This window comes from Serratia bockelmannii, assembly GCF_008011855.1.
Classification (GTDB): domain Bacteria; phylum Pseudomonadota; class Gammaproteobacteria; order Enterobacterales; family Enterobacteriaceae; genus Serratia; species Serratia bockelmannii.
The window spans coordinates 182080-207125 of the sequence record NZ_VOUX01000032.1; the positions used below are offsets into that span (position 1 = coordinate 182080).

Below are 25046 nucleotides of genomic sequence, written 5' to 3' on the forward strand. Positions count from 1 at the left end.
GTTGCTGCCATGTATGAATTTAACCAGGTGCTGTTGCTGTTGCAGCAGATGTGCGTCTATCTCGTCATCGCCTATCTGCTGAGCAAAACCCCGCTGTTTATCCCGCTGATGCAGGTGACTATTCGCCTGCCGCACAAGCTGCTGTGCTACGTGATCTTCTCGGTGTTCTGCATCATGGGCACCTATTTTGGGCTGCACATTCAGGATTCGATCGCCAACACCCGCGCGATAGGCGCGGTCCTGGGCGGGCTGCTGGGCGGGCCGTCGGTGGGCTTTCTGGTCGGGCTGACTGGCGGCCTGCACCGGTATACGCTCGGCGGCATGACCGACGTGGCCTGCGCGATTTCCACGGTGTCGGAAGGCCTGGTCGGCGGCATCGTACACAGCATCGCCATGCGCCGCGGGCGCATCGAGCTGCTGTTCAATCCGCTGTTCGTCGGCGGCGTGGCACTGGTGGCGGAAGTGCTGCAGATGGCGATCATCCTGGCGGTGGCGCGCCCCTACGACGAAGCGTTGCAGCTGGTAGAGCACATCGCGCTGCCGATGATGATCGCCAATACCGTCGGTGCGGCGATGTTCATGCAAATCCTGCTGGATCGGCGCGCGATGTTTGAGAAATACACCAGCGCTTTCTCTTCCAAGGCGCTGAAGATCGCCGAGCGCACCGAGGGCATCCTGCGCCAGGGCTTCGATCAGGAAAACAGCATGAAGGTCGCCCGGGTGATTTATCAGGAGCTGGGTATCGGTGCAGTGGCGATCACCGATCGTGACAAGCTGCTGGCGTTTATCGGCATCGGCGACGATCACCACCTGCCGGGCACGCCGATCGCCTCGGTGCATTCGCATCGCGCCATCGACAACAACGAGGTGGTGTACGCCGACGGTAATCAGCTCTCTTACTGCTGCTCGATCAATCCGGCCTGCAAGCTGGGATCGACGCTGGTGATCCCGCTGCGCGGCGAAAACCAGCGGGTCATCGGCACCATCAAGCTGTACGAACCGAAAAGCCAGCTGTTCAGCACCATCAACCGCACGCTGGGCGAAGGCATTGCCAGCCTGCTGTCGGCGCAGATCATGGCCGGACAGTACGAGCGCCACAAGCAGCTGCTGGCGCAGTCGGAGATCAAGCTGTTGCATGCGCAGGTCAATCCGCATTTCCTGTTCAATGCGTTAAATACGCTGGTGGCGGTGATCCGCCGCGATGGCGAACGCGCCTGCGATCTGGTGCAGTCCCTCTCGACTTTCTTTCGTAAAAACCTCAAACGTTCGGATGATGAAGTCAGCCTGGCGGACGAGATTGAGCATGTGAACGCCTACCTGCAGATTGAGAAAGCGCGCTTCGCCGATCGGCTGGAGATCGCGGTATCGCTGCCGGAGGCGCTGCTGGCGGCGCGGCTGCCGGCGTTTTCGCTGCAGCCGATCGTCGAGAACGCCATCAAGCACGGCACCTCGCATCTGTTGGGCGTGGGCCGCATCGAAATCGGCGCCTGCTGCGAAGGCGAGCATCTGCTGCTGCAGGTGACGGACAATGCCGGGCTGTTCCAGCCGAAGCCGAACTGCAGCGGGCTGGGGATGAACCTGGTGGATAAGCGCATTCGCGTGCGCTATGGCGAAGGCTATGGCGTGCGGGTGGATTGCCGGCCGGACGCCTATACCCGCATTACGCTCAATGTTCCCATGGAGAGGGCCGCCTGATGTTAAACGCACTGATTGTTGACGATGAGCCTTCCGCGCGCGACAACCTCCGCCATCTGCTGGAGGCCGAAGCGGGGATCACGATCATCGGCGAATGTGCCAACGCCATCGAAGCCATCAGCCAGATCCACCGGCTGCAGCCGGACGTGGTGTTTCTCGATATCCAAATGCCGCGCATCAGCGGGCTGGAAATGGTCGGCATGCTGGATCCCAACCGCATGCCGCACATCGTGTTTCTGACCGCCTACGACGAATACGCGGTGCAGGCGTTCGAGGAGCACGCCTTCGACTATCTGCTGAAGCCGGCGGAGCCGAAGCGGCTGAGCAAGACGCTGCAACGCCTGCGGCAGCGCAGTGCGCCGCAGGACGTGACGGCGCTGGATGAGAGCGCCGGTTACCTGAAATACATTCCCTGCACCGGCCACAGCCGCATCTATCTGCTGCGGTTTGACGAGGTGTTGGCGATCCGTTCCAAACTGAGCGGGGTATTCGTGGTGCGCAGCGACGGCATGGAGTGTTTCACCGAATTGACGCTGCGCACGCTGGAAAGCCGTACGCCGCTGGTGCGCTGCCATCGGCAGTATTTGGTCAACCTGGAGCAGGTGCGCGAGATCCGCTTCGAAGAAGGCGGCGCGGCGGAGATGATCATGTCCGCCGGCGATCCGGTGCCGGTCAGCCGGCGCTATTTGAAAGCGCTGAAGGAGCAACTGGGGCTGCGGGGGTGATGCAGGTCTTAGGGGGATTCTGAAAAGACAGGCATCATGGGCGTCCCGACGGCGCCCATTTTGTTTGTCCTTGACGGGGTTACGCGGCGCTTATAGCTTTATTGCATCAACAGGCGCGTTTCGCGCCGCGTCAGCGTCAAAGGAACAGAAAATGAGTGAACCACGGATTATCGCCAAAGCGATGAAAGACGGAAAACCGGAACAGGATCTGGTGATTTTGCCGGCGTTGGCCAACCGCCACGGGCTGATCACCGGGGCAACCGGCACCGGCAAGACGGTGACGCTGCAGAAAATGGCCGAGCAGTTCTCGCGCATCGGCGTACCGGTGTTCCTGTCGGATGTGAAGGGCGATCTGTCTGGCATCGGCGCCGAGGGCGTACCGTCCGAGAAGCTGCAGGCGCGCCTGGCGGCGATCGGCGTCACCGACTGGCAGCCACAGGCCTGCACCATTATCCCGTGGGATATTTACGGTGAAAAGGGGCATCCGATCCGCGCCACCATTTCCGATCTCGGGCCGCTGCTGCTGGGGCGCCTGTTGGATCTGAACGAGGTGCAAAGCGGCGTGCTGCAGCTGGTGTTCAAAATCGCCGATGACAACGCGCTGCTGCTGTTGGACATGAAAGACCTGCGCGCCATGGTGCAGTTCGTCGGCGATAACGCCAAACAATTCCAGACTCAGTACGGCAACATCTCTGCCGCGTCGATCGGCGCCATCCAGCGCGGGTTGCTGACGCTGGAAGAGCAGGGCGCCAACCAGTTCTTCGGCGAGCCGATGCTGGACATCAACGATCTGATGAAAACCGACGCCAACGGTCATGGCGTGATCAACCTGCTGGCGGCGGACAAGCTGATCAATCAGCCGAAGCTGTATTCAGTGTTCCTGCTGTGGCTGCTGGCCGAGCTGTTTGAACATCTGCCGGAAGTGGGCGACCCTGAACAGCCGAAGCTGGTGTTCTTCTTCGATGAAGCGCACCTGCTGTTCAACGACGCGCCGGCGGCGCTGTTGACCAAGATCGAACAGGTGGTGCGCCTGATCCGCTCCAAAGGCGTCGGCATTTACTTCGTCACCCAGAATCCGCTGGATATCCCGGACAGCGTGCTGGGCCAGTTGGGCAACCGCGTACAGCATGCGCTGCGCGCCTTCACGCCGCGCGATCAGAAGGCGGTGAAAACGGCGGCGCAAACCCTGCGCGCCAATCCGGCCTTCGATGCCGAAACGGCGATCACCGAGCTGGGCGTGGGCGAAGCGCTGGTGTCATTCCTCGACGAGAAGGGCCGGCCGAACGTGGTGGAGCGGGCGATGGTCATCGCGCCGGAATCCAAGATGGGCATGCTCGGTGCGGAAGGGCTGAACAGCGCGATCAACAAGTCGCCGCTGTATGGCCGCTATGAAGACATGATTGACCGCGAGTCCGCCTACGAGAAGCTGTCGTCGGGCGGCTTCGCCACCGTCGGTACTGCGCAGCAGGGGCAGCAACCGCAGGCGCAAGCGCAGCAACAGACGGGCGGCGGCCTGATGGACGGATTGAACGAGCTGCTGTTCGGTTCCACCGGCCCGCGCGGCGGCAAACGCGACGGCATCGTCCAGACCGCTGCCAAGAGCATGGCGCGCGATCTCGGCCGGCAGATCCTGCGCGGCGTACTGGGCTCGATCACCGGCGGCCGTAAAAAGTAAGCGGAAATTATCGTCGGCAGCGGCGGGTTAAATCAGTAAACTATGGCGGCGTTTTTCTCTGCCGGACCTAACATGCTGCTGCTGATCGATAACTACGACTCCTTTACCTATAACCTTTACCAGTACTTCTGCGAATTGGGCGCCGAGGTGCTGGTGAAGCGCAACGATGAGCTGCAGCTGGCCGATATCGCGCGGCTGGCGCCGCAGCATCTGGTGATTTCCCCTGGCCCCTGTACCCCGAACGAAGCGGGTATCTCGCTGGCCGCCATTCGTCATTTCGCCGGCAAGCTGCCGATCCTCGGCGTATGCCTGGGGCACCAGGCGCTGGGGCAGGCGTTCGGCGCCGAAGTGGTGCGCGCCCGCGCGGTGATGCACGGCAAAACTTCGGCGATTCGCCATCTGGGCGTCGGCGTGTTTCGCGGCCTGAACGATCCGCTGACCGTGACCCGATATCACTCGCTGGTGCTGAAAGCCGATACGCTGCCGGATTGCTTTGAAGTGACCGCCTGGAGCGAACGCGACGGCGTGCGCGACGAGATCATGGGCATCCGCCACCGCACGCTGGCGCTGGAAGGGGTGCAGTTCCACCCGGAAAGCGTGCTCAGCGAGCAGGGCCATCAGCTGTTGGATAATTTTCTCAGGCGTTAATCCCTTCGCGTTTTTTTCGCCCGTCAGGCGTTTTGCATTTGCGCTTTAGTGTTTTTTTATGCATATTTCGTGATTATATTTTCACTATAACATCGCGATAGCGCTGAAAAACCTTCAGGGTGGAGCCGAAAATGACTGACAAATCCGCAGTGAGCCGCAGCACCTTTGACCAGGTGATCCTGCCTGTTTATGCACCCGCCCAGTTTGTTCCGGTGCGCGGCAAAGGCAGCCGGGTCTGGGATCAGCAGGGAAAAGAGTACATCGATTTTTCCGGTGGCATCGCGGTGACGGCGCTGGGACACTGCCACCCGGCGCTGGTCGAGGCGCTCAAACGCCAGGGCGAAACCCTGTGGCATACCAGCAACGTCTTCACCAATGAACCGGCGCTGCGTTTGGCGAGCAAACTGATCGACGCCACCTTCGCCGACCGGGTGTTCTTCGCCAACTCCGGCGCAGAGGCCAACGAGGCGGCGTTCAAACTGGCGCGTCATTACGCCATCACCCGCCACAGCCCGTACAAAACCAAAATCATCGCCTTCTATAACGCGTTTCACGGCCGCACGCTGTTCACCGTGTCGGTGGGCGGGCAGGCCAAATATTCCGACGGGTTCGGGCCGAAGCCGGCCGACATCGTGCACGTGCCGTTCAACGATCTGGCGGCGGTGAAAGCGGTAATGGACGACCATACCTGCGCGGTGGTGATGGAGCCGATTCAGGGAGAGGGCGGCATTACGCCGGTCGACGCCGACTTCCTCAAAGGCGTGCGCAAACTGTGCGACCAACATCAGGCGCTGCTGGTGTTCGACGAAGTGCAAAGCGGCATGGGGCGCAGCGGCAAGCTGTTCGCCTATATGCATTATGGCGTGACGCCGGACATTCTCACCACCGCCAAGGCGCTGGGCGGTGGTTTCCCGGTCAGCGCCATGCTGACCACCGAAGAGATTGCGTCGGTGATGCAGGTGGGCACTCACGGCACCACCTACGGCGGTAACCCGCTGGCCTGCGCGGTGGCGGAGGCGGCGCTGGATGTGATCAATACGCCGGAGGTGCTGAGCGGCATCGAGCAGCGCCACGCGCTGTATGTGCAGGCTTTGCAGGATATCGGCGATAAATACGGTATTTTCACCGCCATTCGTGGCATGGGGTTACTGATCGGCGCCGAGTTGACGCCGCATTATCACGGCAGAGCGCGCGATTTCCTCACCGCCGCCGCTGCGCGTGGGTTGATGATCCTCAACGCCGGGCCGAACGTGATCCGCTTCGCGCCGTCGCTGGTGGTGGAGCCGCAGGACATCGAGGCCGGCATGGCGCTGTTCGAGCTGGCGGTGCAGGATGTGATCAACGCCTGAAGCCCGTGTGACGAATAACGGGGCGCGGCATGCCGCGCCCTTATTGATCGCGGAGTTTGCGCTTGAGCCAAATGCCGTGGTGCGGGCGTTGGCGCCAGGCCAGCGACGAAATGGTGTGCATCACGCTCAGGTGCGACAGAATACGCCGCAAATGACGCTCCATCTCGGTAACGGGCATCTCCGGATGCAGGTCCGGCGGCTGCATGATGCCGCTGCTGCCGCTGCTCGGGCCGTCGTACTCCAGGCGTTGCTGGCAGCTCTGCAGCGCAATTTCACAGGTTTGCAGATACGTTTCCGCCAGCTTCGGCGTCAGCATATAGTGCTCGCGCGCCAAAATGGTCATGGCATTCAGGTGTTCGACGATAAACTGGCTGTGAGTGACCCATAAACGCATATCCGCCAGATAGTTCGACGCGAATCCCGGCTCCTGCATCGCCTGATTGAGCGAGGTGAACAGCGCGTTGTGCGCCTGGTTGACCTGCATGCGGGCATAGGCCAACGCGGTGGCGTCCGGCTCCGGCTGTTCCAGCATCAGCCGCAGCGCGGCTTGATCGTTTTCCAGTGCCTGATGGGCATTCTTGCGCAGCAGCCCGCTTTGCCACTGCGGCCATAGCCAAATGGTGCCGCCGAACGCCAGCACGCAGCCGATCAAGGTATCAATCAGACGAGGCACCAGAAAATGCGAGCCGTTCAGCGCCAGCAGCTGCAAGGTGTAAACCGCCGTCACCGTAAAGCCAATCACCGATAGCCCGTAGTTCTTGCGTGAAACCAGGTAGGCTAGCAGCGTGATCACCAGCATGATGCTCAGCGTTTCGCCTTCCGGTAACTGCTGCTGCAGCAGCCCGGCCGCCAGCAACAGCCCGGCAATCGTGCCCAGCGCACGGTGCTGAATACGCACCCGGGTGGCGTTATACCCGTTTTGGCTCACCAGCATGATGGTGAGCAGGATCCAGTAAGGCTTCGGCAGGTTGAACACCGCCCCCAGACTGCTGCCGACCGCCAGCGTCACCCCCAGCCGCGCGGCGTTGCGCAGGGCGGTAGATTTGAACGACAGATAGCTGGCTAGCGCCGGCCAAAACGGCAGGCGGTGCTGGCCGGGCATCAGATCGCGGCGGTACAGCGGATGCTGGGTGCGCAGCAGGCGGGCGATGCGGCTGAAGTGGTAATAACAAAACTGGCCGACCGGGTTATCGGGATGCTGCGCCGCCATTTTTTCCAGCGCCGCCAGCTCGTGGGCCATGGAAAAGCGCTTCGAATGTTGATGGTAGAGTATATCGTGCGCCACCACGCGCAGCCGGCCGGCGATCACCTGAGCGTTGCGGCGAATGATCGCTTCGGCCTGGCTCTGCTCCACCAGTTTTTGCACTTCCTCCGGCAGATGCAGGCTGACGGTGATGTGCTCCTGCAGATCCATCGCCACCTGAAAGGCGCGCTGCAGTCGCTTTTGATCGAGGTTGTTGGCGTGCGGCAGGAAATTAAGCTGTTGGTACAGCAGGCTGATCAGATCCATCACCTTTTGCTGGCGCACCAGCAGTGGCGGCAGCGCGGTCTGCGGATCGGTGTGCTGAGTCAGCAGGGAGTATTTGGCTTCGAAGTAGTCCGCCAGTTCCAGATAGAGCTGGCTGAGCGTCTCGCGCATCGGTTGCTCTTTCCACAGCCGGAACCAGAACCAGGTGAATAAGCCGTACCAGACGGTGCCGATCGCGTACAGCAGCGGCGCCTGCCAGACAGGCACCGTGCCGGCCGTGCTGAGAGCGAAGATGGCGGCCACCAGCGCCGCCGGCAACAGCCGGGCGTGCAGCGGGCTGATTTCGCCGGTAACGCCGAGCAGCAGCGCCAGGCCCAGCATCAGCGCCGGCAGCGGCACGTGCCACAGAAGTGCCTGTTGCAACAGCACGCTGCTGAAGGCGAACAGCGAGCCGCCGACGATCAGCCGTTTAAAGAAGCGCTTATGCGGCGTGTCCAGACCGGCGATATTGCAGCAGGCGGGCACCAGAGAGAACATCAGGCCGAGCTGCAGCTGGCCTATCAACAAGCCAAACAGCACCGGCAGGCACAACACCAGCGTTTGTCGCAGTGCGTAGTTGATTTCCGGGTGGTAGATCAGACGGCGCCACATGGCAGAGAGCAGACAAAAAAACGGCGCAGATTGCGCCGTTTCTTCAGGGATTAACGGGTGCCGTAGACGACAATGGTTTTGCCGTGGGCGGAAATCAGGTTTTGATCTTCCAGCATTTTCAGAATACGGCCAACGGTTTCACGCGAGCAGCCGACGATCTGGCCGATCTCCTGACGGGTGATCTTGATCTGCATGCCGTCCGGGTGAGTCATGGCGTCGGGTTGCTTCGCCAGATTCAGCAGGGTTTGCGCGATGCGGCCGGTCACGTCCAGGAAGGCGAGGTTGCCCACTTTTTCGGAGGTAACCTGCAGGCGGCTCGCCATTTGGGCGGACAGGCGCATCAGGATGTCCGGGTTCACCTGGATCAGCTGGCGGAATTTCTTGTAGGAAATTTCGGCCACTTCACAGGCGGTTTTCGCGCGAACCCAGGCGCTGCGCTCCTGGCCTTCTTCGAACAATCCGAGCTCGCCGATGAAATCCCCCTGGTTGAGGTAGGACAGGATCATCTCTTTACCTTCTTCATCCTTGATCAGCACCGCGACGGAGCCTTTCACGATGTAGTAAAGCGTTTCGGCCTTTTCACCTTGGTGAATCAGCGTACTCTTCGATGGATATTTGTGGATATGGCAATGAGACAGGAACCATTCGAGAGTAGGGTCTGTTTGCGGTTTGCCGAGAACCATTCGCTGTTATCCTCTGTTGTTATCGCTGCCTTGTGTCACAGGGGTCAGAGTTCCCTGTAAAACCCGCCTGTAGCCGCAGTCATGAGCGAGGGCTACCGGCAAGTTTTGAGGCGTGTCATAAAAATACGCTGTCGCTCTAGCATATTAACTTGCCGTAAGCGCTGCAAGCTACATTCTGTTAACATACCGGTAAAGGAGCCTTTCTCTGGGCGTTTCCCTGAAATTCAGTGTCCCGGAAAGATTTATTGCGGCTCTGTTTGTAGCACAGAGTAAGGCGGGTGTCTCGTGTTGTCTCGCTTCAGCATGATTAGCATCAGGTTACGTTGCCTGTTTCTATGCGAAAGCGTACTCTGATTTTAAGAAATTAACCGGAGTGACCAGAATGCAGGCAAGAGTTAAGTGGGTGGAAGGGTTAACGTTTTTGGGTGAATCGGCCTCCGGCCACCAGGTGCTGATGGACGGCAACGCCGGCGATAAAGCGCCGAGCCCGATGGAGATGGTGCTGATGTCGGTGGGCGGCTGCAGCGCGATTGACGTGGTGTCCATCCTGCAAAAAGGGCGCAACGACGTGCGCGACTGCGAGGTGAAGCTGACCTCCGAGCGCCGTGCAGAAGCCCCGCGGTTGTTCACCCATATCAATCTGCACTTCATCGTCACCGGTCAGGATCTGACCGACAAAATCGTAGAGCGTGCGGTGAACCTGTCGGCGGAGAAATACTGCTCGGTGGCGCTGATGCTCAACAAGGCTGCCACGGTGACCCACAGTTTCGAGATCCGCCAACCGGCGTAATCGAGACGGAGCGCGGCCCGCCGCCGCGCTCAACGCATTTATTCGATCTTCTTGCCTTCCAGCAATCGCTGCACCAGCGGCGCCATGATCAGCTCCATCGCCAGCCCCATCTTGCCGCCCGGCACCACTAACGTATTGATGTGCGAGATAAACGAGCCCTGCAGCATCGCCAGCAAATAGGGGAAGTCAATCTGATCCAGCCCGCGGAAGTGGATCACCACGAAGCTTTCATCCAGTGAGGGAATGGCTTTGGCGGCGAACGGGTTGGAAGTGTCCACCGTCGGCACACGCTGGAAGTTGATGTGGGTGCGCGAGAACTGCGGCGTGATGTAGTTGATGTAATCTTCCATCGAACGCACCACCGAATCCATCACCGCCTCGCGGGAGTGGCCGCGCTCGCCGGTATCGCGGATCAGCTTCTGGATCCACTCCAGGTTGACGATCGGCACCACGCCGACCAGCAGATCGACGTGGCTGGCCACGTCATGGTGTTCGGTGACCACACCGCCGTGCAGCCCCTCGTAGAACAGCACGTCGGTCGGCGCCGGCAGCGGCTCCCATGGGGTGAAGGTGCCCGGCACCTGATTGTAGGGCACCGCTTCGTCGTAGGTGTGCAGGTACTTGCGCGAACGGCCGGTGCCGTTTTTGCCGTACTCGATAAAGCTCTGCTGCAGCAGGCCGAAGTCGTTGGCCTCGGGGCCAAAATAGCTAATGTGCCTGCCCAGATCGCGCGCCTTGCGGATCGCCGCGTCCATTTCCGGCCGGGTGTAGCGGTGGAAGCTGTCGCCCTCCAGTTCGGCGGCGCGAATGTTGAGCTGTTGGAAGATTTTGCGGAACGCCACGCTGGTGGTGGTGGTGCCGGCGCCGCTGGAACCGGTCACCGCGATAACGGGATGTTTGGCAGACATGGTGGTTGTCACTCCGTGTTGAATGCGCCGGCGTCAGGGGATTATTGTGGCTCTTGTTGACGCTCTCTATGTCAGGAAAAAATGGCGCTCGCTGGTTTGCAATGTCCCATTGTTACCTGATTTTTTCCGTCAGTCATAGAACCGAACGCCACTAAATTTCTTCCTGCCCGGCGCGGAACTGGCCGCGCGGCATGATGTTGACGCTCTCATGCAGTTCTGACCACACCAGCACCACTTCGCCGTTTTTCAGCTGGCGGCGCACGTCCTCCACCTTCTGTTCCAGCGATCGTTCGTGCTCGCCGTAATCGGTGCCTTCGCGCAGCACAAAGGATTCGATCAGGCTGTTCAGGGTGTCGGTTGCCAGTTCTTGCCAGGGAATGATCACGTCGGGATGTCCAGATAAGGGGAAAGCCAGGCCGGAATGCGATGCTCCAGCCACATGTGCGGTTTTTTCAGCGTGCCGCCGACAAAGCCGACGTGGCCGCCGAACTCGGTCAGCTGATATTCGATATTGCGCGGCAGGCCAGCGACATCGGGGATCACCTCATGGGTCATGAAGGGATCGTCCTTCGCATGGATGATCAGCAGCGGCGTTTGGATCGCCGGCAACAGCGGCAGAGCGCTGCAGCGGCGATAATAGTCGGTGGCGTCGCTGAAGCCGTGAATGCGCGAGGTGATGGCGTCGTCGAACTCGCGGATGCGCCGCAAACCGTTCAGCTGTGACAGCTTGAGCGGCAGGGTGTCCGGGTAGTGCAATAGTTTGCGGGTGGCGTTTTGTTTCAGTTGCCCCAGCAAATAGCGCTGATAGACGCGGGAGAAGCCTTGCTCCATGCGGTAGGCGCAGGGTTCCAGCATCAGCGGCGCTGAGACCACCACCGCCGCCTGCAGCAGGCTGTCGGCGCCTTGCTGCGCCAGATAACAGGCCAGCATGTTGCCGCCGAGCGAAACGCCTACCGCCGCGGTTGGCACCTCACCGTAGCTGTCGCGCAGCCAGCGCAGGAAGAAACGCGCGTCTTCGGTTTCGCCGGAGTGGTAGATGCGCTGTTTGCGGTTGGGCACGCCGCTGCAGCCGCGAAAGTGCATCACCACGCCGAGCCAGCCGCGCTCACGCCAGGCGTTGAGCAGGCCATGCGCGTAGGGGCTGTAGAAGCTGCCTTCCAGGCCGTGGAACAGCACCGCGCGCGGTTTGTCGCGCGCCTGCGCCGGATCCTCGCTCCAGGCAAGATCGACGAAGTCGCCGTCGGGCAATTCCAGCCGTTGCCAATGCGGTTTCAATAACACGCGGCGGCGCACCAGCCGCGGCAACAGCGTTTGCAGGTGCGGGTTACTGGCCCCGGTCAGGGGGCGAAAGGTGTTAGGCATAGGCTGAGTAAAATGTTGTGGGCGGCTATTGTGAGATCCCTAGCGCACTGTTAGCTTCAATACCAAGAATTAACAATGATACTGCAAAAAAGCGCCTTGGGTGAGGAGCACCCGTGCCATGGAACCGAGTTTATTCCTTTCGATGCTGGGCTTCCTGTGGGTCGCCGCCATCACGCCAGGCCCCAATAACCTGCTGCTGACCACCTCCGGCGCTAACTTCGGCTTTATGCGTTCGCTGTGGCTGATGATCGGCATCATGCTCGGCATGCAAAGCATTTTGCTGCTGGTGGCCTTCGGCGTCGGCAGCCTGATCCTGGTTTACCCGTCGCTGCACCTGATCCTGAAAATCCTCGGCAGTTTGTACCTGCTGTGGCTGGCGTGGAAAGTCGCCACCGCCGCCTATGAAAAGCTGGAAACCGACGTGGCGCCGCCGCAGCCGGTGCGGCTGTATCAGGGCTGGCTGCTGCAGTTCCTCAACCCGAAAGCCTGGCTGATGGCGCTGGGCGCGGTGGCCAGCTTCAGCCTGGCGGGCGATAAGTACAACGGTTCCATTGCGGCGATCGCGCTGGGCATTTTGGCGGTAAACATCGTCGCCGGCGTTATCTGGCTGGCGTTCGGTACCCTGATCGGCCGCCTGCTGCGCAGCAAAAAGGCCTGGGTTATCTTCAACGTTTCCATGGGGTTGTTGACCGCAGCCTGTGTGTTACTGATCTGGCATTAAGGAGTGAACGATGGCGGAAAATTATTATCACGTGGTTGCTTTTACCGGCAAAGGGCTGCGCGGCAACCCGGCCGGGGTTTGCCTGCTGACGCAGCCGCTGCCGGCGGAGCGGTTGCAGGCGATCGCCAACGAGATCGGCCTGCCGGAAACCAGCTTTGTTTGGGATGACGGCGACATGACCGCCATTCGCTGGTTTACCCCGGAGCGTGAGGTTGATCTTTGCGGCCACGGCACGCTGGCGGCGGCGCATGTGATGTTCAGCGCGGTTAACCCGGCGCTGAAGGATATTCGCTTCCGTTCGGCCGGCGGCGAGCTGTTCGTCAAGCGCGATGAGCGGGACGGGGAGCGGCTGGTGCTTGATTTCCCCGCCAGGCCGCCGCAAAAAGTCGCCGAACCGGCGGGCCTCGCGGCGCTGCTGGGCGTGCAGCCGCAGGAAGTGTGGCAGGCGAAAGCGCTGCTGGTGGTGGTGGAAAATGAGGCGCAGGTGCGCGCGCTGCGCCCGGACATCCCGGCGCTGATCGCATTGGCCGGCCGCGCGGTGATCGTCACCGCGCCGGGTGACACCGTGGACTTCGTTTCGCGCTATTTCACGCTCGACGGCGGCGAGGATCCGGTGACCGGCTCCGCGCATTGCACATTGATGCCTTACTGGACGGCGCGCCTCGGCCGCCATCGGCTGCATGCGCAGCAGATCTCGGCACGCGGCGGCGAACTGTTCTGCGAACTGCAAGGGGATCGCACGCTGCTCGGTGGCTATGCTCATGTGTTCCTGCACGGAAGTATCGCGCTGTAATCTGCGGTTATATTACTCAAGGTAATAAAGAAGACTTTTTTATTCTTTTATCGCCCGTCATCGCTCAGATAAAACTGTCAGCAACTGAACAGATTTTTATCAACGGAGCGGAACATGGCGGGCAAACTCTTTTCCTTACGTAACGTGGCGCTGCTGGCGTTGTCGCTCAGCGCGGCCAGCGCCTACGCGGTGGACGTGACCGTGGCGTACCAGACGTCGGCAGAACCGGCCAAGGTGGCGCAGGCGGAAAACAGCTTCGCCAAACAGTCCGGTGCGACCGTCGACTGGCGTAAGTTCGACAGCGGCTCCAGCGTGCTGCGTGCGCTGGCCTCCGGCGACGTGCAGATCGGCAATATCGGCTCCAGCCCGCTGGCGGTGGCCGCCAGCCAAAAACTCCCCATCGAAGTGTTCCTCATCGCCTCGCAGCTCGGCAGTTCTGAAGCGCTGGTGGTGAAGAATGACATCAAAAACCCGCAGGATTTGATCGGCAAGCGCATTGCGGTGCCGTTTATTTCTACGACTCATTACAGCCTGCTGGCCTCGCTCAAACATTGGGGCATCAAGCCTGAACAGGTGAAGATCCTCAATCTGCAGCCGCCGGCCATCGCCGCCGCCTGGCAGCGCGGCGACATCGACGGCGCCTACGTCTGGGCGCCGGTGGTCAACGAACTGGCCAAACAGGGCAAGGTGCTGACCGACTCCGCGCAGGTGGGCGAGTGGGGTTCACCGACGCTGGACGTGTGGGTGGTGCGCAAAGACTTCGCCGAGAAACATCCCGACGTGGTGACCGCCTTTGCCGCCAGCGCCCTGCAGGCGCAAAAGGCCTACCTGACGGCGCCGGAACAGTGGCTGAAAGATTCGAGCCATCTTAGCACCTTGGCGCGCTTGAGCGGCGTACCGGAAGCGCAGGTGCCGGAACTGGTGAAGGGGAACCGTTATCTGCCGGTGGCCGATCAGGTTGCCCAGCTCGGCCAGCCGGTGGACAAGGCAATCCGCGATACCGCCGAATTCCTCAAGCAGCAGGGCAAGATCCCGCAGGTCGACAGCGACTACAGCGCTTACGTCACCGACCGTTTTGTGAAACAGGTGCAGGCTGCGCCGCAGTCGTAAGGAAGCAGGATGCTAAACGTCAATCATCTTTCAGCAGAGTATCAGGGGCGGCCCGCGCTGCGTGACGTGTCGTTCCAGATCGCCGCCGGGCAACTGGTGGTGGTGCTCGGCCCATCGGGCTGCGGCAAGACCACGCTGCTGAATTTGATCGCCGGGTTTATCGAGCCTTCAGCTGGCAGCATCACGCTGGATGGAACGCCCGTTCACGGCCCGGGCGCTGAACGGGGCGTGGTGTTCCAGCATGAGGGTTTACTGCCGTGGCGTAACGTGGTGGACAACGTCGAGTTCGGCCTGCAGCTGGCCGGCGTCGGCAAGGCGCAGCGCCGCCAGGTGGCGGAGCAGATGCTGCAGCGCGTCGGTCTGGCCGGTTACGAGCGGCATTTCATCTGGCAGCTTTCCGGCGGCATGCGCCAACGCGTCGGCATCGCCCGCGCCCTGGCCGCGGATCCGCGCCTGCTGTTGCTGGATGAACCGTTCGGCGCGCTGGACGCGTTTACTCGCGAGCAGATGCAGGAGCTGTTGCTGACTATTTGGCGCGATACCGGCAAGCAGGTGCTGCTGATTACCCACGATATCGAAGAGGCGGTGTTCCTCGCCAGCGAGCTGCTGCTGCTGTCGCCGGGGCCGGGGCAGGTGGTGGAGCGACTGTCGCTGAACTTCGGCCAACGCTATGCCGACGGCGAAGCCTGCCGCTCGATTAAGTCCGATCCTGAATTTATCGCGCAGCGCGAATACGTGCTGGGCAAAGTTTTCCAACAGCGCGAGGCCTTGCTATGAGCCTGCATTCCACGTTAAAGGCCGCGGCGCAGCCGCAGGGCAAAGCGGCGCGCCGTTTCAGCGTGCCGCGCAACGTTTGGTTGAGCGGCGCCACGCTGTTGACGGTGTTGATCGTCTGGTGGGGCGTGACGGCGCTGCAGCTGATCAGCCCGCTGTTCCTGCCGGCGCCGCAGCAGGTGCTGCATCAACTGATCACCATCGCCAGCCCGCAAGGCTTTATGGACGCCACGCTGTGGCAGCATCTGGCGGCCAGCCTGGGGCGCATTTTGGTGGCGCTGCTGGCGGCGGTGATCGTCGGCATTCCGGTGGGCATCGCCATGGGGCTGAACGACACGGTGCGCGGCATCCTCGATCCGCTGATTGAGATCTATCGTCCGGTGCCGCCGTTGGCGTATTTACCGCTGATGGTAATTTGGTTCGGCATCGGCGAGACCTCGAAAATCTTGTTGATTTATCTGGCGATTTTCGCGCCGGTGACGCTCTCCGCCGTGGCCGGCGTGCGCAGCGTGGCGCAGGTGCGGGTGCGCGCCGCCCGCGCGCTGGGCGCCACGCGTTGGCAGGTGCTGCGTTTCGTGGTGCTGCCGAGCGCGCTGCCGGAGATCCTGACCGGCATCCGCATCGGGCTGGGCGTCGGCTGGTCGACGCTGGTGGCCGCCGAACTGATCGCCGCCACGCGCGGCCTGGGATTTATGGTGCAATCCGCCGGTGAGTTTTTGGCGACCGACGTAGTGCTGGCCGGCATCGGCGTGATTGCGGTGATTGCATTTGGGTTGGAGCTGGGGCTGCGCGCCCTGCAGCGCCGATTGACCCCGTGGCATGGAGTACAGCAATGAACGAACGTCTGAATATCACCCCGCTGGGGCCTTACATCGGGGCGCTGGTGGAAAACGTCGAGTTGGCCCGGCCGTTGGGCGATGGCCAGTTTGAACAGCTTTATCATGCGCTGCTCAAGCATCAGGTGCTGTTCTTCCGCAACCAGCCGATCACGCCGCTGCAGCAGCGCGATCTGGCCGGCCGCTTCGGCGATCTGCACATCCATCCGGTCTATCCGCACGCCACCGACGTGGAAGAGATCATCGTGCTCGATACCCACGACGACAACCCGCCGGACAACGACAACTGGCACACCGACGTGACCTTTATCGAGAACCCGCCGCTGGGGGCGATCCTGGCGGCCAAGACCTTGCCTTCCACCGGCGGCGATACGCTGTGGGCCAGTGGCATCGCGGCCTACGAGGCGCTGTCGGCGCCGTTCAGAACGCTGCTCGCGGGGCTGCGCGCGGAACATGACTTCACCAAGTCGTTCCCGGAGTACAAGCATCGCGGCAGTGAAGAAGAACACCAGCGTTGGCAACTGGCGGTGCAGAAAAATCCGCCGCTGCTGCATCCGGTGGTGCGTACTCACCCGGTCAGCGGCCGGCAGGCGCTGTTCGTCAATGAAGGGTTCACCACGCGGATCGTGGATGTGGCGCCGAAGGAGAGCGACGCTTTACTGAACTTCCTGTTTGCTCACATCACCAAACCGGAGTTTCAGGTGCGCTGGCGCTGGCAGGAAAATGACGTGGCGATCTGGGATAACCGCGTGACGCAGCACTACGCCAACGCGGATTATCTGCCGCAGCGGCGCATCATGCACCGCGCGACCATTCTGGGGGATAGGCCCTTTTACAAGGCGTAACAACGTTTAGGCGTCGAACGCCTGCGTTAACTGCTCCAGCTGTTCCTGCGCATCCAGCCAGGTCATTTCCGTCTCTTCGAGCGCGGATTTGGCCTGGCTTTGCTTTTGCAGGCAGTCGGTCAGTTCGGCCTTGCGGCTGATGTCGTACAGTGCGGGATCCGCCAACTGCTCTTCCACCGCCGCCAGTTCGGCGCCCAGTTTTTCCATCTGCTGTTCCAGCTTGGCGATCTGCTTGCGCAGCGGTTGGGTCTGCGTACGGAACTCCGCCTCGCGGCGTTTTTGGTCCTTGCGCGCCTGCGCGCTGTTGCCGCCGCTCTCTTTTTCCGGTGCATCCTGCTGGTTTTCCTGGCGCTGCAGGTCGACAAGCCACTGCTGGTAGTCGTCGAGATCGCCCTCGAAAGGCTCGACCTGGCCGTCGTGTACCAAGTACAGATCGTCGGTGGTGGAGCGCAGCAGGTGACGGTCGTGCGAGACCACCACCAACGCGCCTTCGAAATCGATCAGCGCCTCGGTCAGCGCCTGACGCATGTCGAGATCCAGGTGGTTGGTCGGTTCATCGAGCAGCAGCAGGTTCGGGCGTTGCCAGACGATCAGCGCCAGCACCAGCCGCGCCTTCTCGCCGCCGGAGAAACGTTCGGTCACTTCGCTGACCTTGTCGCCCTGGAACCCGAAACCGCCCAGGTAATCTCGCAGCTGCTGCTCCAGCACCCGTGGCGCGATGCGGCTCAGATGCTGCAACGGCGATTCGTCGGCGCGCAGGAATTCCAGCTGGTGCTGGGCGAAGTAACCCAGCTTGATGCCTTTCGCCAGGCCGATCTCGCCGCTCAGCGGTTCCAGGGTGCCGGCCAGCAGTTTGATCAACGTCGATTTACCGGCGCCGTTGCGGCCGAGCAGGCCAATGCGTGAACCGGGTACCAGGTTCAGCTTGATTGACTTCAAGATCACTTTATCGCCATATCCGGCGCTGACTTTTTCCATGCGCAGCAGCGGGTTCGGCAGGCTTTCCGGCGGGCGGAAGCTGAAGGTGAACGGGTTGTCGACGTGCGCCGGGGCGATCAGCTCCATGCGCTCCAACATCTTGATGCGGCTCTGCGCCTGCTTGGCCTTGGAGGCCTTCGCCCGAAAACGGTCGATATAACTTTGCAGGTGCGCCACTTTTTCTTGCTGATGCTGATACAGCGACTGTTGCTGCGCCAATTTGGTGGCGCGCTGGCGTTCGAACGACGAGTAGTTGCCGGTGTATTCGTTCAGGGTCTGCTGTTCGATATGCAGGATCTTGTCGACAATCGGATCGAGGAAGTCGCGGTCATGCGAGATCAGCACCAGCGTGCCGGGGTAGCTTTTCAGCCAGCGCTCCAGCCAGATCACCGCATCGAGATCCAGGTGGTTGGTCGGTTCGTCGAGCAGCAGCAGGTCGGAACGGCACACCAGCGCCTGCGCCAGGTTGAGACGCATGCGCCAGCCGCCGGAAAAGTCGCGCACCGGGCTTTGCAGCTGTTCGTTGGAGAAGCCGAGGCCGTGCAGCAGGCTGGCGGCGCGGGAACGGATGGTCCAGGCGTCGATGGCGTCCAGCTTACCGTGCAGGGTGGCGATGGCGTGGCCGTCGTTGCGGTCGTTGGCGGCCTGCAGTTCGGCTTCGAGCTGGCGAAACTCGCGGTCGCCGTCGATAACATACTCGATCGCCGGCACATCCAGCGCCGGCGTCTCCTGGTTGACCCAGGCCAGCGCCCAGTTGCCGGGGAAGGTAAAGCTGCCGCCATCCGCCGCGATCTCGCCCTTCAGCAGCGACAGCAGCGTGGATTTGCCGCAGCCATTTTTGCCCACCAGGCCGACCTTCTGACCTGGATTAACCGTCGCCGTGGCGTTGTCCAGCAGGACGCGGATGCCGCGTCGGATTTGTAGCGAGGAGAATACAATCATAAAGCGCCGTATGTTCAGAGTATGTTAAATTATCATTAAGGTAACAGAACGCGCACCGCGCGCTGTTTTTGTCTTTGCGATGCATGGTAGCGGAAAACCGCTACTCTGACGACGCTTTGGAGGGGAATGATGTCGCAGCCGCCCAAGGTCTTGCTGCTGTATGCCCATCCGGAATCCCATGACTCGGTGGCGAACCGGGTTTTGCTTCGACCGGCGCAGCAGTTGGAACATGTCACCGTGCACGATCTCTACGCGCACTATCCTGATTTTTTTATCGATATTCATCACGAACAACAGCTGCTGCGTGAGCATCAGGTCATCGTGTTTCAGCACCCTCTGTATACCTACAGCTGTCCGGCGCTGCTGAAGGAGTGGCTGGATCGCGTGCTGTCGCGCGGCTTCGCCAGCGGGGTGGGCGGCAATGCGCTGGCGGGCAAATACTGGCGCTCGGTGATCACCACCGGTGAGCCGGAAGGCGCCTACCGCACCGGCGGTTATAACCACTATCCGATGGAAGATATCCTGCGGCCGTTCGAGCTGACCGCCGGGATGTGCCATATGCACTGGCTGACGCCGTTCGTGGTCTATTGGGCGCGGCGGCAGAAGCCGGAGGTGTTGCGCAGCCATGCAGACGCCTACGGCGAGTGGCTGAGCCACCCGCTGCCGCACGGAGGGCGGTGACCATGGAAGGATCGACCTTACTGACCGCCATTTTGCTGTTCCTGTTTGCCGCGGTGGTGACGGTGCCGATCGCCCGTCGCCTGGGGATCGGCGCGGTGCTGGGCTATCTGATCGCCGGCATTGCCATCGGCCCTTGGGGATTGGGCTTCATCCGCGACGTTGACGAGATCCTGCACTTCTCCGAGCTGGGCGTGGTGTTCCTGATGTTCATCATCGGTCTGGAGCTGAACCCCAGCAAGCTGTGGGAACTGAGGCGCTCGATTTTCGGCGCCGGCGCCGGCCAGGTGTTGCTCACCGCGGCGGTGCTGGGCGCGTTGCTGTACCTGACGCACTTCGCCTGGCAGGCGGCGGTGATCGGCGGTATCGGCCTGGCGATGTCTTCCACCGCCATGGCGCTGCAGCTGATGCGCGAAAAGGGCATGAACCGCAACGAAGGGGGGCAGCTCGGTTTCTCGGTGCTGCTGTTCCAGGATATGGCGGTGATCCCGGCGTTGGCGTTGATCCCCATTCTGGCCGGCGCCGGCGGCACCAGCGACGACTGGGCGAAGATCGCGCTCAAGGTCGCGGCGTTCGGCGGCATGCTGATCGGCGGACGCTTTCTGCTGCGGCCGCTGTTCCGCTATATCGCCGCCTCCGGCGTGCGCGAGATTTTCACCGACGCGGCGCTGTTGTTGGTGCTCGGCTCGGCGCTGTTTATGGAGGCGCTCGGCCTGTCGATGGCGCTCGGCACCTTCATCGCCGGGGTGCTGTTGGCGGAGAGCGAATATCGCCACGAACTGGAGATCTCCATCGAGCCGTTTAAAGGGCTGCTGCTGGGGCTGTTCTTTATCTCGGTGGGCATGGTGTTGAATATCGGCGTGCTCTACACCCACCTGGCCGAGGTGTTGATCGGCGTACTGGCGCTGGTGGCGGTCAAATCCGGCGTGCTCTATGGCGTGTCGCGTCTGTTCGGCCTGCGTAGCTCGGTGCGGCTGCAGTTTGCCGGGGTGCTCAGCCAGGGCGGTGAGTTTGCCTTCGTGCTGTTTTCGGCGGCGGGGGCGCAAAAGGTGCTGCAGCCGGATCAACTCTCTTTGCTGCTGGTGGTGGTGACGCTGTCGATGATGACCACGCCGCTGCTGATGCAGGCCATCGACCGCATTTTGGCGCGCCGCTATAACGCTAAAGGCGAAGACGAGGAAACGCCGTACGTAGAGGATGACGATCCGCAGGTGATCATCGTCGGCTTCGGGCGTTTCGGCCAGGTGATCGGCCGCCTGTTGATGGCCAACAAAATGCGCATTACCGTGCTGGAGCGCGATGTCAGCGCCGTCGGCGTGCTGCGGCGTTACGGTTACCAGGTTTATTACGGCGACGCCACCGAGCTGGAGCTGCTGCGCGCGGCGGGCGCCGAGAAGGCCAAGTCGATCGTGATCACCTGCAATGAGCCGGAAGACACCATGGAGATCGTGCGGCTGTGCCAACAGCACTTCCCGAACCTGAGCATTCTGGCGCGTGCGCGCGGCCGCGTGGAGGCGCATGAGCTGCTGCAGGCGGGCGTGAAACAGTTCAGCCGCGAAACCTTCTCCAGCGCGCTGGAACTGGGGCGCAAGGCGCTGATGGAGTTGGGCATGCACCCGCATCAGGCTTTCCGCGCCCAGCAGCATTTCCGCCGCCTGGATATGCGCATGCTGCGTGAGCTGATGCCGCCGCATCAGGGCGACGTGGCGCAAATTTCCCGCGTGAAAGAGGCGCGGCGCGAGCTGGAAGAGCTGTTCCATCGCGAAATGCAAAAAGAAAGTCGCCAGTTCGACGGCTGGGACGAATACGAATAAGCGGGAGCATAACGATGTCTGCAACACGTAAGAGATTTATCGCCGGGGCGGTGTGCCCGAGCTGTAGCGCTATGGATACGTTGGCGGTATGGCGGGAGGATCAGGTGGAAGTGGTGGAGTGCGTCAAGTGCGGACACCATCAGCGCCAGACCGAACAGCAGGTGGAAAAACACGTTCGCCCGCAAGAGCAGGTGATCGGCATTTTCCAGCCGAAGTAGCGTTTTTTTATCCCGGAGGGTACAGCGAGGCAGATTTCCGTTACAATCTGTCCGGAAAAGGCGCGCATCCCGATAACGGTGCGCGTCCTAGTAGCCAACGGTAGGAGATATCATGAAAGTAGCAAAAGACTTGGTGGTCAGCCTGGCTTACCAAGTACGTACAGAAGACGGTGTTTTGGTTGATGAGTCTCCGGTGAGCGCACCGCTGGACTATCTGCACGGGCATGGTTCTCTGATCGCAGGTCTGGAAAAAGCACTCGAAGGCCACGACGTTGGCGATCGTTTTGACGTTCACGTCGGCGCGAACGACGCGTACGGCAACTACGACGAAAACCTGGTGCAGCGCGTACCGAAAGACGTCTTCATGGGCGTTGACGAACTGCAGGTCGGCATGCGTTTTCTGGCTGACACCGATCAGGGCCCGGTACCGGTTGAAATCACCGAAGTTGACGGTGACCACGTCGTGGTTGACGGCAACCACATGCTGGCCGGCCAAAACCTGAACTTCAACGTGGAAGTTGTCGCGATCCGCGAAGCGACCGCAGAAGAGCTGGCGCACGGTCACGTACACGGCGAGCACGACCATCACCACGAGCACGGTGAAGGTTGCTGCGGCGGTCACGGCCACAGCCACGATCACGACCATGGTCACGACCACGGTAAAGGCGGTTGCGGTAACGGTGGTTGCGGCTGCCACTAAGCAGAACGCAATCCCGAGACAAGAGGGCGGCCATTGGCTGCCCTTTTTTATGCGCGGCGCACCAGGCGCCGAACGGCACAACAGGACATGCCATGGCCACCATGAAAGACGTTGCGCGCCGCGCCGGCGTTTCCACGGCCACCGTCAGCCGGGTGATCAATAATACCGCCTACGTTGAACCGGTGACCCGCGAACGCGTCGAGAAAGCGATGCGCGAGTTCAATTACCACCGCAACGCCGCCGCGCTGGCACTGGCGAAAAGAAGCGGCAATATGCTGGGGTTGCTGACCGGCAACCTCGACGATCCGTTTTTCTCGCGCCTGGCGCGGGGCGTGGAAGACATCACGCGGCAGGCTGGCGTGCGTTTGATGTTGTGCAGCGGCGGGCATCAGGCCGAACTGGAAAAAAGCGGCCTCGACTTTCTCATCAATCAGGGATGCGAAGCCATTGTGGCGCACGTCACGCGCATGGGAGAAGAGGAGCTGCTGCGCTACGCCGCCCACACGCCCGCGCTGGTGCTGGTCAATCGCTACCTGCCGGCCATCGCCAATCGTTGTATTTGGCTCGACAATGCCAAGGCGGCACAGGCGGCGACCGAGCTACTCATTCGCCAGGGGCATCGGAGAATCGCCTGCGTGACGGCGGATTTGCCGATCGACGACCGCGCACAGCGGTTAGCGGGTTACCGCAAGGCCATGGCCGCCGCTGGTATTGAGGTGCCCGGAGCCTGGATCATCAGCGTGCCCTTCAACGAGAAAGGGGGCGAGTTGGCGGCCGAGCGCGTGCTGGCCAGCGACCCACGCTTCACCGCCGCAGTGACGTTCAACGACGTGATGGCCGCCGGCATGATGCGCACCTGCCATCAACGGCACATTCAGTTGCCCGATGCGCTGTCGATCGTTGGCTTTGACGACATTGCCCTGGCGAAATATCTCCACCCTTCGCTGACCACTGTGCATTACCCCATCGAGAAAATGGCCCGACGCGCCGCGCGCCTCGCGCTGCAGATCCACAGCGGCAGCGACGTCGCGCCGCAGAACAACCGCTTTTCGGCCGAGCTTATCCTGCGAGACTCTGTCACCGACGGCGAGCCGCATGAGCAAAGCAAGCGCGGCGAATGAGAGGCAAGTCACACAACGTGAGCGCATGAAACCGATTACATGGCCGGTTGCCTGCGCTCACATCCTCCGATTATCGAAGCCATTACGCTGTTGCAGTACCCCATCTTCAACAGGAGCCGTATATGGATAATAAGAAAACGCTCAACCTTGGGTTGGCGACGCTGCCGATTGTGGCCATGCTGTTGCTGCTCATCATCGGCTATGGCCAGTTTGGCCTGCGCATTGAACCGCTTCTGCTGGTTTCCGCCGCCATCACCGCCGCGCTGGCCTGGTGGCAAGGTTACCGCTGGGACGACATCATCGAGGCCATCGTGGCCAAGCTGGCGAAGGCCATGCCGGTGATCATGATCCTGATCTGCGTAGGTGGCCTGATCGGCACCTGGATGATCAGCGGTACAATCCCTTACATGGTGTATTGGGGGCTGAAGCTGATCAGTCCGCAATATATTCTGATTGCCGCGTTCTTCATCACCAGCGTGATCTCGGTGTGCACCGGCACCTCGTGGGGGGCAGCCGGCACCGTGGGCGTGGCGCTGATGGGCGTGGCCGCCGGTTTAGACGTGCCGCTGGCCGCCGCGGCTGGGGCGGTGGTGTCCGGCGCCTACTTCGGCGACAAAATTTCGCCGTTGTCCGATTCGACGAACTTCGCGGCTATCGTTGCGGATACCGATCTCTACAGCCATATCCAGCATCTGATGTACACGACGTTGCCGAGCTTCATCCTGGCCGCCGTGGTGTACCTGATCGCCGGCCACACCGGCGCGGTGGGCAGCGTGGCAACGCCGGAAAAAGTGACCGAAATCGTCAGCGCGCTTGAGGGGCTGTACCATTTCAACCTGCTGTTGATCCTGCCACCGGTGCTGGTGCTGTGGGGCGCAGTGACCAAACGGCCGGTGATCCCTGTCATGCTGGCCGCCTGCGCGCTGGCGATCGCCATCGGCGTCGCGCTGCAGGGTTTTAGCCTGCAACAGGGGCTGAATGCGTTGATGGACGGCTTCAATCTGTCGATGTTCGCCAGCCAGGGCCATAACGTCGAAGGGATCGTCGCCGATGTGCCGCGCCTGCTGAACCGCGGCGGCATGTTCTCGATGATGAGTACGATCCTGCTGGTGTTCTGCGCCTTTTCCTTCGCCGGCGCCCTGACGCTGACCGGCGCCCTGACGGTGATCATCAGCCGGCTGCTGCACGTGGTGCACACCACCGGCCAACTGATCGCCGCCACCGTTGCCACCACGATCCTGGTGACCGGCGCGACCAGCGACGGCAAGCTGGCGCTGCTGATCCCAGCGGAGCTGTTCAAAGGGGCCTATCGGCGCATGGGGCTGGACAACAAAAACCTGTCGCGCACCGTCGAGGATGCGGGCACCGTTATCGAGCCGCTGATCCCGTGGACGGCCGCCGGTATTTACATGGCGACCACGCTGGGGGTCAGCACGCTCGATCTGCTGCCGTGGGCGATCCAATGTTATGCCGCGGTGGTGTTCGCCCTGATTTATGGGTTCGCCGGCTTCGGTATCGCCAAACTTCAACCTCAGAACGATTTGCAGCGTAAGGAAGCCTGA

The 25046-nt window shown here is 61.5% G+C and carries 24 protein-coding genes; 18 read left to right on the plus strand and 6 right to left on the minus strand.

All coding sequences use genetic code 11. The annotated features are described in order from the left end of the window. The first annotated feature begins 9 nt into the window (after nt 1-9). From FOT55_RS16425 to argD, 5 genes are all read left to right on the plus strand, one after another. Entirely contained in the window at nt 10-1695 is a 1686-nt protein-coding gene (locus tag FOT55_RS16425) for a sensor histidine kinase (protein WP_043138870.1), read from the plus strand. Beyond that, the gene (gene btsR / locus FOT55_RS16430; protein ID WP_025304522.1) at nt 1695-2420 is read left to right on the plus strand and encodes a two-component system response regulator BtsR; all 726 of its coding nucleotides are present in this window, start codon (nt 1695-1697) and stop codon (nt 2418-2420) included. The genes FOT55_RS16425 and btsR overlap by 1 nt, the downstream gene beginning before the upstream one ends. A 151-nt stretch (nt 2421-2571) precedes the next feature. Continuing rightward, a complete protein-coding gene (locus FOT55_RS16435) occupies nt 2572-4095 on the plus strand; it encodes a helicase HerA-like domain-containing protein (RefSeq protein WP_033645261.1) in 1524 nt (507 codons plus the stop codon). A gap of 72 nt (nt 4096-4167) precedes the next feature. Continuing rightward, nucleotides 4168-4743 (plus strand): aminodeoxychorismate synthase component II, encoded by a 576-nt coding sequence (locus tag FOT55_RS16440; protein ID WP_025304520.1) that lies wholly within the window; start codon nt 4168-4170, stop codon nt 4741-4743. 131 nt (nt 4744-4874) lie between these two features. Beyond that, nucleotides 4875-6092 carry a bifunctional acetylornithine/succinyldiaminopimelate transaminase gene (gene argD / locus FOT55_RS16445; RefSeq protein WP_025304519.1) on the plus strand — a complete coding sequence of 406 codons (1218 nt, stop codon included), beginning with the start codon at nt 4875-4877 and terminating at the stop codon, nt 6090-6092. Between the two features lie 40 nt (nt 6093-6132). On the opposite strand, the gene FOT55_RS16450 is transcribed toward argD, so the two are convergent. Both FOT55_RS16450 and crp read right to left on the minus strand, forming a co-directional pair. Beyond that, nucleotides 6133-8211 carry a YccS/YhfK family putative transporter gene (locus tag FOT55_RS16450; protein ID WP_147823732.1) on the minus strand — a complete coding sequence of 693 codons (2079 nt, stop codon included), beginning with the start codon at nt 8209-8211 and terminating at the stop codon, nt 6133-6135. Nucleotides 8212-8261: 50 nt separating this feature from the next. Next, nucleotides 8262-8894: a cAMP-activated global transcriptional regulator CRP gene (crp, locus tag FOT55_RS16455; protein WP_004090925.1), complete on the minus strand. Its 633-nt coding sequence runs from the start codon at nt 8892-8894 to the stop codon at nt 8262-8264. A 382-nt stretch (nt 8895-9276) separates the two neighbouring features. On the opposite strand from crp, the gene FOT55_RS16460 reads away from it, so the two are divergent. Continuing rightward, nucleotides 9277-9684 carry an OsmC family protein gene (locus FOT55_RS16460; protein ID WP_025304517.1) on the plus strand — a complete coding sequence of 136 codons (408 nt, stop codon included), beginning with the start codon at nt 9277-9279 and terminating at the stop codon, nt 9682-9684. Nucleotides 9685-9722: 38 nt separating this feature from the next. Here FOT55_RS16460 and FOT55_RS16465 read toward each other — a convergent pair whose 3' ends face one another. The 3 genes from FOT55_RS16465 to FOT55_RS16475 all read right to left on the minus strand — a co-directional run bounded on the left by FOT55_RS16465 (nt 9723) and on the right by FOT55_RS16475 (nt 11954). Then, entirely contained in the window at nt 9723-10592 is an 870-nt protein-coding gene (locus FOT55_RS16465; protein WP_025304516.1) for a phosphoribulokinase, read from the minus strand. A gap of 151 nt (nt 10593-10743) precedes the next feature. Then, nucleotides 10744-10977 carry a YheU family protein gene (locus FOT55_RS16470; protein WP_004930376.1) on the minus strand — a complete coding sequence of 78 codons (234 nt, stop codon included), beginning with the start codon at nt 10975-10977 and terminating at the stop codon, nt 10744-10746. Then, entirely contained in the window at nt 10974-11954 is a 981-nt protein-coding gene (locus FOT55_RS16475; protein WP_147823733.1) for a hydrolase, read from the minus strand. Before FOT55_RS16475 ends, FOT55_RS16470 begins: the two co-directional genes overlap by 4 nt. Nucleotides 11955-12072: 118 nt before the next feature. Here FOT55_RS16475 and FOT55_RS16480 point away from each other — a divergent pair, with 118 nt between their 5' ends. The 6 genes from FOT55_RS16480 (at nt 12073) to tauD (ending at nt 17033) form a co-directional block, all read left to right on the plus strand. Next, on the plus strand, nt 12073-12675 hold the full coding sequence (locus tag FOT55_RS16480) for a LysE family translocator (RefSeq protein WP_025304514.1): 603 nt from the start codon (nt 12073-12075) through the stop codon (nt 12673-12675). 10 nt (nt 12676-12685) lie between these two features. Further along, nucleotides 12686-13468, plus strand: a complete 783-nt coding sequence (locus tag FOT55_RS16485; protein ID WP_025304513.1) for a PhzF family phenazine biosynthesis protein — start codon at nt 12686-12688, stop codon at nt 13466-13468. A 114-nt stretch (nt 13469-13582) separates the two neighbouring features. After that, complete coding sequence (gene tauA / locus FOT55_RS16490) at nt 13583-14578, plus strand: taurine ABC transporter substrate-binding protein (RefSeq protein WP_049294937.1); 996 nt, start codon at nt 13583-13585, stop codon at nt 14576-14578. Between the two features lie 9 nt (nt 14579-14587). Next, nucleotides 14588-15355 (plus strand): taurine ABC transporter ATP-binding subunit, encoded by a 768-nt coding sequence (gene tauB, locus FOT55_RS16495; protein WP_025304511.1) that lies wholly within the window; start codon nt 14588-14590, stop codon nt 15353-15355. Continuing rightward, nucleotides 15352-16188 (plus strand): taurine ABC transporter permease TauC, encoded by an 837-nt coding sequence (gene tauC, locus FOT55_RS16500; RefSeq protein WP_033631937.1) that lies wholly within the window; start codon nt 15352-15354, stop codon nt 16186-16188. The genes tauB and tauC overlap by 4 nt, the downstream gene beginning before the upstream one ends. Further along, nucleotides 16185-17033, plus strand: coding sequence for a taurine dioxygenase (tauD, locus tag FOT55_RS16505; RefSeq protein ID WP_060448454.1), 849 nt, complete (start codon nt 16185-16187; stop codon nt 17031-17033). The genes tauC and tauD overlap by 4 nt, the downstream gene beginning before the upstream one ends. A gap of 6 nt (nt 17034-17039) precedes the next feature. Here tauD and FOT55_RS16510 read toward each other — a convergent pair whose 3' ends face one another. Next, the gene (locus tag FOT55_RS16510; protein ID WP_049206067.1) at nt 17040-18953 is read right to left on the minus strand and encodes an ABC transporter ATP-binding protein; all 1914 of its coding nucleotides are present in this window, start codon (nt 18951-18953) and stop codon (nt 17040-17042) included. A 129-nt stretch (nt 18954-19082) separates the two neighbouring features. Between FOT55_RS16510 and kefG the strand changes: the two genes are divergently transcribed. From kefG to nhaC, 6 genes are all read left to right on the plus strand, one after another. After that, nucleotides 19083-19634 (plus strand): glutathione-regulated potassium-efflux system ancillary protein KefG, encoded by a 552-nt coding sequence (gene kefG / locus FOT55_RS16515; protein WP_025159909.1) that lies wholly within the window; start codon nt 19083-19085, stop codon nt 19632-19634. Between the two features lie 2 nt (nt 19635-19636). Continuing rightward, the gene (gene kefB / locus FOT55_RS16520; RefSeq protein WP_147823734.1) at nt 19637-21445 is read left to right on the plus strand and encodes a glutathione-regulated potassium-efflux system protein KefB; all 1809 of its coding nucleotides are present in this window, start codon (nt 19637-19639) and stop codon (nt 21443-21445) included. Nucleotides 21446-21459: 14 nt separating this feature from the next. After that, entirely contained in the window at nt 21460-21663 is a 204-nt protein-coding gene (locus FOT55_RS16525) for a YheV family putative zinc ribbon protein (RefSeq protein ID WP_015379274.1), read from the plus strand. A 112-nt stretch (nt 21664-21775) separates the two neighbouring features. Then, entirely contained in the window at nt 21776-22363 is a 588-nt protein-coding gene (gene slyD, locus FOT55_RS16530; protein WP_004930407.1) for a peptidylprolyl isomerase, read from the plus strand. Between the two features lie 92 nt (nt 22364-22455). Beyond that, nucleotides 22456-23484: a LacI family DNA-binding transcriptional regulator gene (locus tag FOT55_RS16535; protein ID WP_060448453.1), complete on the plus strand. Its 1029-nt coding sequence runs from the start codon at nt 22456-22458 to the stop codon at nt 23482-23484. 122 nt (nt 23485-23606) lie between these two features. Then, the gene (gene nhaC, locus FOT55_RS16540) at nt 23607-25046 is read left to right on the plus strand and encodes a Na+/H+ antiporter NhaC (RefSeq protein WP_147823735.1); all 1440 of its coding nucleotides are present in this window, start codon (nt 23607-23609) and stop codon (nt 25044-25046) included.